This is a genomic window from Streptomyces pseudovenezuelae, assembly GCF_029892565.1.
Lineage (GTDB): Bacteria > Actinomycetota > Actinomycetes > Streptomycetales > Streptomycetaceae > Streptomyces > Streptomyces pseudovenezuelae_A.
On record NZ_JARXVH010000003.1, the window covers coordinates 493,574 to 507,130 of the forward strand.

The window sequence follows — 13,557 nt, forward strand, 5'->3', positions numbered from 1 at the left end:
CTCTCCTCAGTACGCCAGGGCGCGGTCGACGGCGTCGAGCACCCGGTCCAGTCCCGGCAGGTACTCGTCCTCCAGGCGGGCCGGCGGGTACGGGGCGTGGTAGCCGCCGACCCTGAGGACCGGTGCCTCCAGGTGATAGAAGCAGCGCTCCGTGATGCGTGCGGCGATCTCCGCGCCGGAGCCGAAGAACACCGGTGCCTCGTGCACCACGACCAGCCGGCGCGTGCGCTCCACCGACGCCTGGATCGCGTCGAAGTCCAGCGGGGAGATGGAGCGCAGGTCCAGGATCTCCAGGGACTTGCCCTCCTCGGCGGCCGCGTCGGCGACCTCCTGGCAGAGCTTCACCATCGGGCCGTAGGCGGCCAGCGTGAGGTCCGTGCCGGTGCGCACGACCCGGGCCTTGTGCAGCGGGCCGGGGATCGCCTCCGCGTTCACCTCGCCCTTGTCCCAGTAGCGCCGCTTGGGCTCGAAGAAGATCACCGGGTCGTCGCTCTGGATGGCCTGCTGCATCATCCAGTACGCGTCCGACGCGTTCGACGGGGAGACCACCTTCAGGCCCGACACGTGCGCGAACAGCGACTCCGGGGACTCGGAGTGGTGCTCCACCGCGCCGATGCCGCCGCCGTAGGGGATGCGCACGACGACCGGCATCTTGACCTTGCCCAGCGAACGGGCGTGCATCTTGGCGAGCTGGGTGACGATCTGGTCGTAGGCCGGGAAGACGAAGCCGTCGAACTGGATCTCCACCACCGGGCGGTAGCCGCGCAGCGCGAGGCCGATCGCCGTGCCGACGATGCCGGACTCGGCGAGCGGGGTGTCGATGACGCGGCTCTCGCCGAAGTCCTTCTGCAGACCGTCGGTGACGCGGAAGACGCCGCCGAGCTTGCCGACGTCCTCGCCCATGATCAGGACCTTGGGGTCGGTCTCCAGGGCGCGGCGCAGCGACTCGTTGATCGCCTTGGCCAGGGCCATCTTTTCGGCCGCCATGTCACTTGCCCCCTTCTGCGTCCGCGAACGACGCCTGGTAGGCGGCGAACTGGGCCCGCTCCTCGTCGACGAGCGCGTGCCCGTCCGCGTACACGTTCTCGAAGATGGCGAAGTGGTCCGGGTCCGGCATGGCACGGACCGCCTCGCGCACTCGTTTGCCCAACGCTTCGCTCTCGGTCTCGAGTTCCGCGAAGAATCCCTCGTCCGCGTGGTTTGAGACCTCCAGGTACCGGCGAAGGCGCAGGATCGGGTCCTTGGCCTCCCAGGCCTCGCGCTCCTCGTCGGCCCGGTACTTCGTCGGGTCGTCGGAGGTGGTGTGCGCGCCCATCCGGTAGGTGTACGCCTCCACGAGCGTCGGTCCCTCGCCGCTGCGGGCCCGCTCCAGCGCCCACCGGGTGACCGCGAGACAGGCCAGCACGTCGTTGCCGTCGACCCGCACGCCCGGGAAGCCGAAGCCCTGCGCGCGCTGGTAGAGCGGCACCCGGGTCTGCTTCTCGGTCGGCTCGGAGATCGCCCACTGGTTGTTCTGGCAGAAGAACACCACCGGGGCGTTGTAGACCGCGGAGAAGGTGAACGACTCGGCGACGTCGCCCTGGCTGGAGGCGCCGTCGCCGAAGTAGGCGATGACCGCGCTGTCGGCGCCGTCCTTGGTGATGCCCATCGCGTAGCCGGTGGCGTGCAGCGTCTGGGAGCCGATGACGATCGTGTAGAGGTGGAAGTTGTTGCCGTTGGGGTCCCAGCCGCCGTTGTTCACGCCGCGGAACATGCCCAGGAGGTTGGTCGGGTCGACGCCGCGGCACCAGGCGACGCCGTGCTCGCGGTAGGTCGGGAAGACGTAGTCGTCGTCGCGCAGCGCCCGTCCGGAGCCGATCTGGGCGGCCTCCTGGCCCAGCAGCGAGGCCCACAGGCCCAGCTCACCCTGGCGTTGCAGGGCGGTGGCCTCGGCGTCGAAGCGGCGCGTGAGCACCATGTCGCGGTACAGGCCGCGCAGGTCCTCGGGGGTGACGCCGACGACGTACTTGTCGTACTCGGTGCTCTTTACGCGCTCGCCCTCGGGCGTCAGCAGCTGGACGAGTTCCGGCTCGGCGTTCGGCGCGTTCTTTGCGGTCGTTCGCTTGCCGGCCGTGCTTTTGGCTCCGGCGCTGCGTCGCGGTTTGCGCGCGGCAGTGCTCTCCACGGTCACGTGTGCTCCTCCGTCGGTCCGGCTACCCGGGTTCGCCGGGCGCCAGTGCGGCTCACCTGTGTCCCACGGACGCACGGGGTGGGTGCGGCCTTCTGGGGTACAGGCGTGACAGGTGCCCCGGCGAGCGCCCTGCAGAAGGCACGTTACCCAGTGCTCCACATTTCTGTGAAACCCCTCCTGACCTGCGATTTTGCTTGGATATCCAAGTAAATCGCGAAAGTCGGGAACTCTTCCTGGTCACAGCCTTGCAGGGGGCCGGAACAACGGCACGTTATCTCGGTGACCCAGGTCACGGGAAGAGTTCCCCTCGGGCGGGACTTCAGGCCCCGTGTGAGACTGCGTATGTGCGCGAAGAGGGAAAAATCCGAGTATTCCTGCTCGACGACCACGAGGTGGTCCGGCGCGGTGTCCACGAGCTCCTGTCGGTCGAGGACGACATCGAGGTGGTCGGCGAGGCCGGTACGGCGGCCGACGCGCTGGTGCGAATTCCGGCCACCCGGCCCGACGTGGCGGTGCTCGACGTACGACTGCCGGACGGCAGCGGCGTGGAGGTGTGCCGGGAGATCCGCTCACAGGACGAGTCGGTGCGGTGCCTGATGTTGACGTCGTTCGCTGATGACGAGGCCCTCTTCGACGCGATCATGGCGGGCGCCTCCGGATACGTCCTCAAGGCCATCCGCGGCGCCGAGCTGCTGACCGCCGTACGGGACGTCGCGGCCGGCCGGTCCCTGCTCGATCCGGTCGCCACCGCGCGCGTGCTGGAGCGGCTGCGCGACGGCGGCACCGCGCGGGGCGACGAAAGGCTCGCCCGGCTCACCGTCCAGGAGCGCCGCATCCTCGACCTCATCGGCGAGGGCCTCACCAACCGCCAGATCGGCGAACAGCTGCACCTCGCCGAGAAGACGATCAAGAACTACGTATCGAGCCTGCTGTCCAAACTCGGCATGCAGCGGCGTTCCCAGGCAGCCGCGTACGTGGCGCGCATGCAGGCGGAGAGGCACTGAGCGGAGAACCGCCGAGCGGTGATCGCACATGAGTGATCTCGCATTGAGGACTTATGTCCCTGTTATCTCGGTTTCCCCGCCCGCACTGTGAACGCATGCCCTCCGACGCGCCCACCGACGTGCTCTCCGCCGAAAAGCTCGCCGTCGAGCTGCTCGCCCGGACCGACTACGGCCGGATCGCCACCAGCATGCGTGCCCTGCCCTTCCTCGCCTTCGCCCGGCACATCGTCGAGAACGGCCGGGTACTGCTGCGACTGCCCAGGAGCTGCGGCTACGACCGGGCCTGCGCCGGCGCGGTGGTGGCGTACGGCTCGGACAACCTGAGCTTCGCGCGGCCGGGCGAGAGCCTGTGGACCGTGCAGGTCGTGGGCGCCTGCAAGGCGTACGAGCCGACGGACGCCGAGACCGAGCGGTTCGGGCCGGCGCCCCGCCTGGTGGACGGCGAGCCGTACGAGCCCGTCTATCTGAGCGTCGAGCCGCAGTTCGGTACCGTGCACTCGACCGGCGGCGGCCTTGAACGCCACTTCGATCACACACTGTGACCGATTGCGACTGAATGTGACAAAGCCCAGGTCAAGGCACCGGCTCGTGCCCTAGCATCTGGCGCGTGCCGCGCTCCCCTTTACCACCCCCATTGCCTCACGCGCCCCCGCTGGAGCCCTTGCTGCGCCAGTACGCGGCCGGTTCCGCCGTCACCTGCGAGCCCGTCGAACAGGGCCTGCTCAACCGTGGTTACCGGCTGCGCACGACCCGCGGCCGCTACTTCCTCAAGCACCACTTCGACCCCGAGACCGCCGACCCGGTCGCCATCGCCCGCCAGCACCGGGCCACCCAGCGCCTGGCCGCCCTGGGCGTCCCGGTGGCCCCACCACTGACCGGCCGGGACGGACGTACGGTCGCCGTCGTCGGCGGCCACGCCTACGCCCTGCACCCGTGGATCGAGGGGCGGCACCGCAACGGCGGCCAGCTCACCACCACCCAGTGCGAGCGCCTCGGGGCGCTGCTCGGGGTGGTGCACGCGAGCCTGGAGCGCGTGATGCCGCGCCCCACGCGCGCGTGCGACGAGCCGGCCGACAGCGCCGACCCCGAGGACACGTTCACCCTGATCGACGACCTGCTCACCCGGGTACGGCGCCACCATCCGGCGGACTCCTTCGACGAGTTGGCCCGCCACCGCCTCCTGGAACGCCGGGCGCTGCTTGAGCAGCACGCCGACCGGCGCCCCCCGCACGGCGCGTGCGTCGGCTGGGTGCACGGCGACTTCCACCCGTTCAACCTGCTCTACAAGGGCGACGCGCCCGCCGCCATCGTCGACTGGGACCGGCTCGGCCTGCGCCCGCGCGCGGAGGAGGCCGTACGCGCCGCCGCGATCTTCTTCGTACGCCCCGCGGGCGCGCTCGACCTGCCGAAGGTACGGGCGTACGCGCACGCGTACCGGCGCACGGCCGGCGCCACGCCCTCCCAGCTCGCGGCGGCCGTGCACCGCGTGTGGTGGGAGCGCCTCAACGACTTCTGGATGCTGCGCTGGCACTACGAGCGCGGCGACACCCGAGCGGATCCCCAGTTCCCGGCCGCCTCGGCGCTGGCCGTGTGGTGGACCCGGGAGTACGAGACGGTGTGCGAGGCGTTCGCGTCGTAGCCGGAACGCCGTACGCCTGGGCGTCGTAGCCGACGTCCGGAAAACAGCACGCGCGCGTAGAGGCCGTTTCCGGCTCTACGCGCGCGTTTCCGTGTCCGTGGTGATCCTGGGGTCAGCCGAGAACGCCCGAGCCCACACCGCCTTCCACGCCGCCGTCCGTGCCCGGGTCCGTCGGCTCGCCCGTGGGCTGGGTCGCGGTGGCGGACGGCTCGTCCGTGGGCTCCTCGGTGGTGGGCTCGTCCGTGGGCTCGTCGGTCGGCTCGTTCGTCGCGCTCTGGGACGGCGTGTACGAGGGCGTGTACGACGGCGTGTAGTTCGAGCCGGAGCTCGTGCCGCTGCCGTCGTCGGTCTGCTGGTCGGTCGGCTCCTCGGACGTGTCGTCGCTCGGCGTCTCGCTGACCGAGTCGTCCTCGGTGGACGCCGACTGGGACGGCGACTTGGAGGGGCTCGAACCGCCGTCGCCCGAACCGCCGTTGTTCAGCGCCAGCGCGACGCCCGCCGCGATGGCGATCACCGCGAGCACCGCGAGGATCCACAGCTTGCCGCGGCCGCCGCCCCGGTTGCCGTGTCCCTCGAATCCGCCGTCGTCGCCGTTGCCGTAGCCGCCGGGCAGGATCGGCTGCGGGATCTGCGTCGTACCGGAGGAGTCGCCGGCGGGCAGCACCGACGTGGCGCCGTAGCCCGCCACCGGGGTCCGGCCGTCGTGCATGCCGACCGGGCCGGTGTTCCAGGTGCCGGTGTGGCCGCCCTGGTCGTACAGCATCTGCAGCCCGTACTGGACCAGGCCGCGCATCTCCTCGGCGGTCTGGAAGCGGTCGTCGGGCTCCTTGGCCAGCGAGCGCATGACCAGGCCGTCGAGCTCCGGCGGCGAGGCTTCGGAGACCTCGGACGGCGGGGTCGGGATGTCCTGGACGTGCTGGTAGACCACCGACAGGGGCGTCTCGCCGGTGAACGGGGGCCGCAGCGCGAGGAGTTCGTACAGCAGGCAGCCCGTCGCGTACAGGTCGGAGCGGTGGTCGACCGCCTTGCCGAGCGCCTGCTCCGGGGAGAGGTACTGGGGCGTGCCCATGACCATGCCGGTCTGCGTCATCGTCGTGGACGCGCCGTGCAGCGCGCGGGCGATGCCGAAGTCCATGACCTTGACGGCGCCGTTGTGCGTGATGATCACGTTCGCGGGCTTGATGTCACGGTGCACGATGCCGTGCTGGTGCGAGTAGGCGAGCGCCTCCAGGACCCCGGAGACGATGATCAGGGCCTGCTCGGGGCCGGGCGCCTCGGCGTTGAGGAGGAGGTCGCGGATCGTCCGTCCCTCGACGATCTCCATGACGATGTACGGCACCGACATGCCGCCCACGTAGTCCTCGCCGGAGTCGTACACGGCGACGATCGCGTGGTGGTTGAGGCCGGCAACCGACTGGGCCTCGCGCGTGAAGCGGGCCTTGGACGTCGGGTCCTCGGCCAGGTCGGAACGGAGCAGCTTGACCGCGACCGTGCGCCCGAGCCGTACGTCCTCGGCCGCGAAAACCTCGGCCATACCGCCCCGGCCCAGTCTGTGGGTCAGCCGGTACCGGCCGTCGCCGACCAGTCCGCCGTTGCCCCACAGCTCCGGTGCGTCCGACATTCCGCCGCCACCAGCCGCCTCGGGGTCGGACGGGCCCTGAGCGTGCTGCTGTGCCATCAGTCCTCGCCGTCGTTTCTGCCCGCGGTGCGCGCGGTGTTGTTACGGTCTCCGTCGGCCACGCTACAGCCTCAACGCAAGCCTCCGGTCCGGGACGGGCGCCGCGAACCGCATCAGGACGGACCGGCCATCCAACCGTCGAACCGTTCAGTGGTGCAACTTGTGTGTACCGCCCGTACAGCCTCTGTAACGCTCTCGCGCTGCTTCTTTCGCGTACGGTCACGGATCGGGCACCGAACTTGACGTGTCAGTGCCCTCGGGCAGACTTGGCCGGTAATGAGTCAGTAGATCAACGGCGGTCGGGCCGGCTTCTGAAGGCCGATGGGGGACACGGAACATGAGCCAGGACGGCGCACAGGGCCGGTACGCGGGGCGGGCGCTGGCCGCCGGCCGCTATCAGCTGCGCGACTTGCTCGGTGAGGGCGGCATGGCCTCGGTGCACCTGGCGTACGACGCCGTGCTCGACCGGCAGGTCGCGATCAAGACACTGCACACCGAACTCGGCCGCGAGCAGGCCTTCCGCGAGCGCTTCCGCCGCGAGGCCCAGGCCGTGGCCAAGCTCACGCACACCAACATCGTCTCGGTCTTCGACACCGGTGAGGACGAGCTGGACGGCTCGACGATGCCGTACATCGTCATGGAGTACGTCGAGGGCCGGCCGCTCGGCTCGGTGCTGGACGAGGACGTGCGGCGGTTCGGCGCGATGTCAGCCGACCATGCGCTCAAGGTCACCGCGGACGTGCTGGCCGCGCTGGAGATCAGCCACGAGATGGGGCTGGTCCACCGGGACATCAAGCCGGGCAACGTGATGGTGACCAAGCGCGGTGTCGTGAAGGTGATGGACTTCGGCATCGCGCGCGCCATGCAGTCCGGCGTCACCTCGATGACGCAGACCGGCATGGTGGTCGGCACCCCGCAGTACCTCTCGCCCGAGCAGGCGCTGGGCCGTGGGGTGGACGCGCGCTCAGACCTCTACTCGGTCGGCGTCATGCTGTTCCAACTGGTCACCGGGCGGCTGCCGTTCGACGCGGACTCGCCACTGGCCATCGCGTACGCGCACGTGCAGGAGGAGCCGGTCGCTCCGTCCTCGGTCAACCGGGCGCTGCCTCCGGCGGTGGACGCGCTCGTCGCCCGCGCGCTGAAGAAGAACCCGAACGAGCGCTTTCCGAGCGCCGTCGCCATGCGCGACGAGTGCCTGCGCGTGGCCGCGTCCTTCCACGCGACCCCGCCGAGCATCGTCCCCGGCGCGCCCACCCCGAGCGGCGCCGGCGTCGGCTCCGCGGTGTTCCCACCGGTCGACCAGGCGGCCCCGGCGCCCCCCGGCCCGGTCCAGACGCCGTACCAGCCGACCCCCAACCCCAACCCGTACGGCACGCCCACCCCCTCTCCGGCGTACGGCTACCCGCAGCAGGGCGGCTACCCGACGCCCGCGGGGTACGGGCAGCAGCCGCAGACCCCGCCGCCGTACAACCTCTCGCCCCAGCCCGGCCCGGCCTCCGGGGGCGGCGGCAAGGGCAACCGTCCGGTGATCATCGGCGCGATCGTCGTCTCCGTGCTCGCCGTCGGCGGTCTGATCGCGGCGCTGGCGCTCAACAACGGCGGCGGCAGCGGCGACGAGGGCAAGGGTGGCGACAGCAGCGCGAGCGCGTCGGCGACCAAGGTGTCGGGGTACCGCGGTCCGGACACCTCGAAGACGATCGACTCCTCCGAGTGCTCGGAACCGCAGGAGTCGTACAACGACCCCGACAAGATCCGGCTGCCCGACTTCCGCTTCAAGTACATCAAGTCGGTCAAGGAGTGCCTCCAGGCGGCGGGCTGGGAGGTCGCGACCAAGAACGTCGACGAGAACACGTACGGACAGGGCGCGGTCATCAACCAGTTCCCGTCCGCGGACACGGACGTCGACCCGAAGAACATGCCGGAGATCGAGCTGGGCGTCTCGACGGGCAACCCGCCGTCCTGACCGAAGGTGAAGGGGCCCGGCAGTCGAACTGCCGGGCCCCTTCGCGTTCGGGTGTCTGAATTCGGATGTCTACAGGTACGGTCCGCCCACCCGGCTGCCCGGATGACCGTCCTCGCCCGCTTCCTGGCCGCCGACACCCGGCGGAAGGGCGCGGCGCATCTGCTCCAACTGGGCCCGCGCGGCCATCTGCTGGGCGAACAGCGTGGTCTGGATCCCGTGGAAGAGACCCTCCAGCCAACCGACCAACTGGGCCTGCGCGATGCGCAGTTCCGCGTCGCTGGGGGTTCCCTCGTCCCGGAAGGGCAGGGAGAGCCGCTCCAGCTCCTCGACCAGCTCCGGCGCGAGCCCGTCCTCCAGCTCCTTCACCGAGCTGCGGTGGATCTCCTTGAGCCGCACCCGGCTCGCCTCGTCGAGGGGAGCCGCCCGCACCTCCTCGAGAAGCTGCTTGATCATGCTGCCGATCCGCATCACCTTGGCCGGCTGCTCGACCTGTTCCGTCACCGGAATCTCGCGGGAGTCCTCGTCTCCGCCGCCGCCAATCGCCATACCGTCCTGGCCAACGACCAGGATCTGCGGATTGTCCGGCGACCGTTCGTTCCTCGGCATCTCCATGCCGCCATTCTCTCGCACCCGTGCATCTCATCACCGTGGCGCCCCCGGTGAAAGGTGATCCAACGATTGCGGGGCGGGAACTCCGCAGGGGCGGTGCGGGGGATTTCGCGGAATCGCGCCGCGGACTGTCCGATGTCGGTCCCGCCGATCAGGGGGGCGGCGGTTCCGGCCGCGTGCCGCGGACCATCCGCAGCAGCCGGGTCTCGCAGTGGTCCAGCCAGCGGATCTCCGCCTCCGCGTGACAGATCAGCTGCTCCAGGACCAGCAGCCGGGCCAGCTCGTCCGGATGCTCGGCGGGCGCCCCGGTCAACGCCCGCGCCCGCAGTCGTACGTACTCGTGCAGCGCGTCCGCCATGTGCCGGCGCTGCGCCTCGACGACCCGGCGTACGTCCACGCCGGGCGCGCCGACCGCGAGGACCAGCTTGATCGCCAGTTCGTCGCGGGGCGCCCCGGCCCGCTCGACCGGTCCCGCGAACCAGGCCCGCAGCTCGGCCCGGCCCGCCTCGGTCAGCGCGTACAGCGCCCGGCCGGCCTCGTCGGCGCCCTCCTGGACGACCATCCCGTCCCGCTCCAGGCGGCCGAGGGTCGTGTAGACCTGCCCGATGTTGAGCGGCCAGGTGCCGCCGGTACGCGCCTCGAACTCGGTGCGCAGCCGGGAGCCGTAGCGGGGGCCGCGGTCCAGCAGCGCGAGCAGTCCGTGGCGTATCGACATACCTGGATTGTGCAACCACCCCGCGCCCCTTCGACCCTCTGGCGGAACCCGGAATGCCTGATTGCGAGGCCGGTGTGAGCCTGGAGACGTGACTCCATGGCTACGCACGCTACGGGCGACGGGACGGGTGGTGGGGACGGGGACGGGGGTACTCGTCCTGTGGTGCGGGGCGGCTGCGCCGTCTTATGGGGCGGTGCCGTCGCCCGGGGTGACCCCTTCGCATGCCCCTGCCCCCAGGGTGACTGCTTCGCACGCCCCTGTTCCAGGGGCGCCCGCGGCTGTGACGGGCACGAAGGCGTCCGGTTCCCCGTCTCCCGAGGCTCCCGACGGCTCCGCCGAACCCTCCCGCGCCGGAAGCCTTGCAGGTGAAGGGCGGGAACGGCCGGGGCGGGCGGAGACGTCGGCGCCTGCTGACGAGGACGGGGACGCGGAAGAGGAGGACTCGGGGTACGTCGAGGAGGACGACGACGGGAGTTCACCCGACGCCACCGAGTCGGTGCAGGCCTCCGAGACGCCGGGGCTCGCCGCCCGTCCACCCGCCACGCCCCTCGGCCGACCGGCGCACCGGCCCGTCACGCACGCCGAGGCCCCGACCGAGCCCGTCCTGCGGATCCTGCCGCTGGGCAGCGGCCTGGTCCTGATCGGCCTCGGTCTGGGCCTGGCGTTCGCGGGCCTGCGATTGCGGCGCGGGTAGAGCCTGTCCGGCCGAGGGAGCGTGGCTCGGGCATGGCCGTCCTGCGCCGCGCGGCCCGCCCGCGTTCCCCGCCCCTAGGGCGCCACCAACAACACCTTGCCCACGTGACCGCTCTCCTCCACGACCCGGTGAGCGGCTGCCGCGTCGGGCATCGGGATCTCGCGGTCGACGACCGGGTGGACGTGCCCGGCGGCAAGCAGCGGCCAGACGTGTTCGCGTACGGCGGCGACGATCGCCGCCTTCTCGGAGAGCGGACGCGCGCGCAGCGAGGTCGCGCTGATGGCGCCCCGCTTGCCGAGCAGCGCGGCGATGTTCAGCTCGCCCTTGAGGCCGCCCTGCATGCCGATGATCGCGAGGCGCCCGTTGACGGCGAGGGCCTGGACGTTGCGGTCCAGATACTTGGCGCCCATGTTGTCGAGGATGACGTCGGCGCCCGCCCCGTCGGTGGCCTTCCTGACCTCCTCGACGAAGTCCTGCTCGCGGTAGTTGATCAGGATGTCGGCGCCCAGCTCGGCACACCGGTCGAGCTTCTCCTTCGTACCGGCCGTCACGGCGACCTTCGCGCCGACCGCCTTGGCCAGCTGGATCGCCATCGTGCCGATGCCGCTGGAGCCGCCGTGCACGAGCAGCGTCTCGGCGGGCCGCAGGTGGGCGACCATGAAGACGTTCGACCAGACCGTGCAGACCACCTCGGGCAGCGCGGCGGCGCTCTTGAGGTCGACGCCCTCGGGCACGGGCAGGAGCTGGCCCGCCGGAACGACGACCTTCTCGGCGTATCCGCCGCCCGCGAGCAGCGCGCACACCTCGTCGCCGACCGCCCAGGCGGAGACGCCGGGTCCGGTCTCGACGATCCGGCCCGAGCACTCCAGGCCGGGGTACGGAGAGGCGCCGGGCGGCGGGTCGTAGAAGCCCTGCCGTTGCAGGATGTCGGCGCGGTTGACGGCGCCGGCCACCACCTCGACCAGCACTTCGCCCTCGCCGGGCACCGGATCGGGGACCTCGTCCCACACCAGCGCCTCGGGCCCACCAGGTTCGGGAATCGTGATCGCATACATGTGAAGGACGCTACCCCTCGGTACCGCGCCGCTCCCGTCCGCCGGGTCCGTACCGAAAGAAGTGTGTGATCACCGATGAGTTCCAGCGAAGGTAAAGGTCTCACCATGCAGAAACCAAGTGCATGGAAGGAAAACCCACCATGAGCCAGCACACGACCGGCCTGGCCATCGAGACCGCGGGCCTGGTGAAGACGTTCGGGGACACCAGGGCGGTGGACGGCGTCGACCTCGCCGTCCCGACCGGCACGGTCTACGGCCTCCTCGGCCCGAACGGCGCGGGCAAGACCACCACAGTCAAGATGCTGGCCACGCTGCTGCGCCCGGACGACGGCGAGGCGCACGTCTTCGGCCACGACGTCGTGCGCGAGGCCGACGAGGTCCGCGCCCGCGTCAGCCTCACCGGCCAGTACGCGTCGGTGGACGAGGACCTCACCGGCGCCGAGAACCTGATCCTGCTGGGCCGCCTCCTCGGCCAGGCCAAGAAGGCCGCGCGGGAGCGTTCGGCGCAGCTCCTGGAGGCCTTCGGGCTCACGGACGCGGCCGGAAAGCAGGTCAAGCACTACTCCGGCGGCATGCGGCGGCGTATCGACATCGCCGCGTCCATCCTCAACACCCCCGACCTGCTCTTCCTGGACGAGCCGACCACGGGACTCGACCCGCGCAGCCGCAACCAGGTGTGGGACATCGTCCGCGCGGTCGTCGCGCAGGGCACGACGGTGCTGCTGACCACGCAGTACCTGGACGAGGCCGACCAGTTGGCGTCCCGGATCGCCGTCATCGACCGCGGCAAGGTGATCGCCGAGGGCACGAAGGGCGAGCTCAAGGCGTCCGTCGGCGCCGGTTCCGTACACCTGCGCCTCAGGGACGCGGGGCAGCGGCCCGAGGCGGCCGAGGTGCTGCGGCGGGCCCTGGACGCGCAGGTGCAGCTGGAGCCCGACCCGGTCGCGCTGACCGCCCGCGTGGGCGCGGCGGCGAGCGACACGGCAGCCGAACAGGCCGCCCGCGCGCTCGGCGAACTGGCCCGCACGGGCATCACCGTGGACAACTTCTCGCTGGGCCAGCCCAGCCTGGACGAGGTCTTCCTCGCCCTCACCGGACATGACACGCAGGACTCGGCGAAGCAGGACACCGCGGAGCAGGGCACCCAGAAGAGCGAGGCCGTCGCATGAGTACCGTCACGAGCACCGAGACCAAGGACCTCGCCCCGGTCAGCGCCGAGTCGCTCGCCGCGCTGCTGATCGGCGGGGAGCGACCGCCCCGGCCCAGCGCCCTGTCCGCCTCGCTGACCTTCGGCTGGCGGGCCATGCTCAAGATCAAGCACGTGCCGGAGCAGCTCTTCGACGTCACCGCGTTCCCGATCATGATGGTGCTGATGTACACGTACCTGTTCGGGGGCGCCCTGGCCGGGTCGCCGAAGGAGTACATCCAGTTCCTGCTGCCGGGCATCCTGGTGATGTCGGTCGTGATGATCACCATGTACACGGGCGTCTCGGTCAACACCGACATCGAGAAGGGCGTCTTCGACCGCTTCCGCACGCTGCCGATCTGGCGGCCGGCGGTGATGGTCGGCTATCTGCTCGGCGACGCCCTGCGCTACACGATCGCCTCGGTCGTGATGCTCACCGTCGGCATGATCCTGGGCTACCGCCCGGACGGCGGGGTCGCCGGAGTGCTCGCCGGGATCGTGCTGCTCGTCGTCTTCTCGTTCGCGTTCTCGTGGATCTGGACGATGTTCGGGCTGCTGCTGCGCACCGAGAAGTCGGTGATGGGCGTCAGCATGATGGTGATCTTCCCGCTGACCTTCCTGTCCAACGTCTTCGTCGACCCGCACACCATGCCGGGCTGGCTCCAGGCCTTCGTCAACAACAGCCCGATCACCCACGTCTCGTCGGCGGTGCGCGACCTGATGGCCGGCGACTGGCCGGCCGCCGAGGTCGCCTGGTCACTGGGCTGGGCAGGCCTGTTCGTCCTGGTCTTCGGCCCGATCACGATGCGGCTGTACAACCGCAAGTAGTCCGGGCGGTCCAGAT

Annotated in this window: 13 protein-coding genes; 7 read left to right on the top strand and 6 right to left on the bottom strand. The window is 70.7% G+C overall.

The genetic code is table 11. From position 1 onward, the window contains the following. Positions 1-6: 6 nt before the first annotated feature. The gene (locus M2283_RS11220) at positions 7-987 is read right to left on the bottom strand and encodes an alpha-ketoacid dehydrogenase subunit beta (RefSeq protein WP_280875990.1); all 981 of its coding nucleotides are present in this window, start codon (positions 985-987) and stop codon (positions 7-9) included. A 1-nt stretch (position 988) separates the two neighbouring features. Beyond that, positions 989-2,170 (bottom strand): pyruvate dehydrogenase (acetyl-transferring) E1 component subunit alpha, encoded by a 1,182-nt coding sequence (gene pdhA / locus M2283_RS11225; protein WP_280875991.1) that lies wholly within the window; start codon positions 2,168-2,170, stop codon positions 989-991. 344 nt (positions 2,171-2,514) lie between these two features. Here pdhA and M2283_RS11230 point away from each other — a divergent pair, with 344 nt between their 5' ends. The 3 genes from M2283_RS11230 (at position 2,515) to M2283_RS11240 (ending at position 4,813) form a co-directional block, all read left to right on the top strand. Further along, positions 2,515-3,174 carry a response regulator transcription factor gene (locus M2283_RS11230; protein ID WP_280875992.1) on the top strand — a complete coding sequence of 220 codons (660 nt, stop codon included), beginning with the start codon at positions 2,515-2,517 and terminating at the stop codon, positions 3,172-3,174. A gap of 95 nt (positions 3,175-3,269) precedes the next feature. Further along, positions 3,270-3,716: a pyridoxamine 5'-phosphate oxidase family protein gene (locus tag M2283_RS11235; protein WP_280875993.1), complete on the top strand. Its 447-nt coding sequence runs from the start codon at positions 3,270-3,272 to the stop codon at positions 3,714-3,716. Positions 3,717-3,808: 92 nt separating this feature from the next. Next, positions 3,809-4,813, top strand: a complete 1,005-nt coding sequence (locus M2283_RS11240; protein WP_280875994.1) for a phosphotransferase — start codon at positions 3,809-3,811, stop codon at positions 4,811-4,813. 112 nt (positions 4,814-4,925) lie between these two features. Here M2283_RS11240 and M2283_RS11245 read toward each other — a convergent pair whose 3' ends face one another. Continuing rightward, entirely contained in the window at positions 4,926-6,434 is a 1,509-nt protein-coding gene (locus tag M2283_RS11245; RefSeq protein ID WP_432423064.1) for a protein kinase domain-containing protein, read from the bottom strand. A 394-nt stretch (positions 6,435-6,828) separates the two neighbouring features. On the opposite strand from M2283_RS11245, the gene M2283_RS11250 reads away from it, so the two are divergent. Next, complete coding sequence (locus M2283_RS11250) at positions 6,829-8,454, top strand: protein kinase domain-containing protein (protein ID WP_348538908.1); 1,626 nt, start codon at positions 6,829-6,831, stop codon at positions 8,452-8,454. A gap of 69 nt (positions 8,455-8,523) precedes the next feature. Here M2283_RS11250 and M2283_RS11255 read toward each other — a convergent pair whose 3' ends face one another. Beyond that, the gene (locus tag M2283_RS11255) at positions 8,524-9,066 is read right to left on the bottom strand and encodes a bacterial proteasome activator family protein (protein ID WP_280875995.1); all 543 of its coding nucleotides are present in this window, start codon (positions 9,064-9,066) and stop codon (positions 8,524-8,526) included. A 148-nt stretch (positions 9,067-9,214) separates the two neighbouring features. After that, positions 9,215-9,778, bottom strand: a complete 564-nt coding sequence (locus M2283_RS11260) for a PadR family transcriptional regulator (RefSeq protein ID WP_280875996.1) — start codon at positions 9,776-9,778, stop codon at positions 9,215-9,217. A 280-nt stretch (positions 9,779-10,058) separates the two neighbouring features. Between M2283_RS11260 and M2283_RS11265 the strand changes: the two genes are divergently transcribed. After that, positions 10,059-10,472: a hypothetical protein gene (locus tag M2283_RS11265; protein WP_280875997.1), complete on the top strand. Its 414-nt coding sequence runs from the start codon at positions 10,059-10,061 to the stop codon at positions 10,470-10,472. 74 nt (positions 10,473-10,546) lie between these two features. Here the strand turns inward: M2283_RS11265 and M2283_RS11270 are convergent, their stop codons facing one another. Then, positions 10,547-11,527, bottom strand: coding sequence for an NAD(P)H-quinone oxidoreductase (locus M2283_RS11270; protein WP_280875998.1), 981 nt, complete (start codon positions 11,525-11,527; stop codon positions 10,547-10,549). 140 nt (positions 11,528-11,667) lie between these two features. Between M2283_RS11270 and M2283_RS11275 the strand changes: the two genes are divergently transcribed. Then, on the top strand, positions 11,668-12,696 hold the full coding sequence (locus M2283_RS11275) for an ATP-binding cassette domain-containing protein (RefSeq protein WP_280875999.1): 1,029 nt from the start codon (positions 11,668-11,670) through the stop codon (positions 12,694-12,696). Beyond that, entirely contained in the window at positions 12,693-13,541 is an 849-nt protein-coding gene (locus tag M2283_RS11280; protein ID WP_280876000.1) for an ABC transporter permease, read from the top strand. Before M2283_RS11275 ends, M2283_RS11280 begins: the two co-directional genes overlap by 4 nt. The last annotated feature ends 16 nt before the right edge of the window (positions 13,542-13,557 follow it).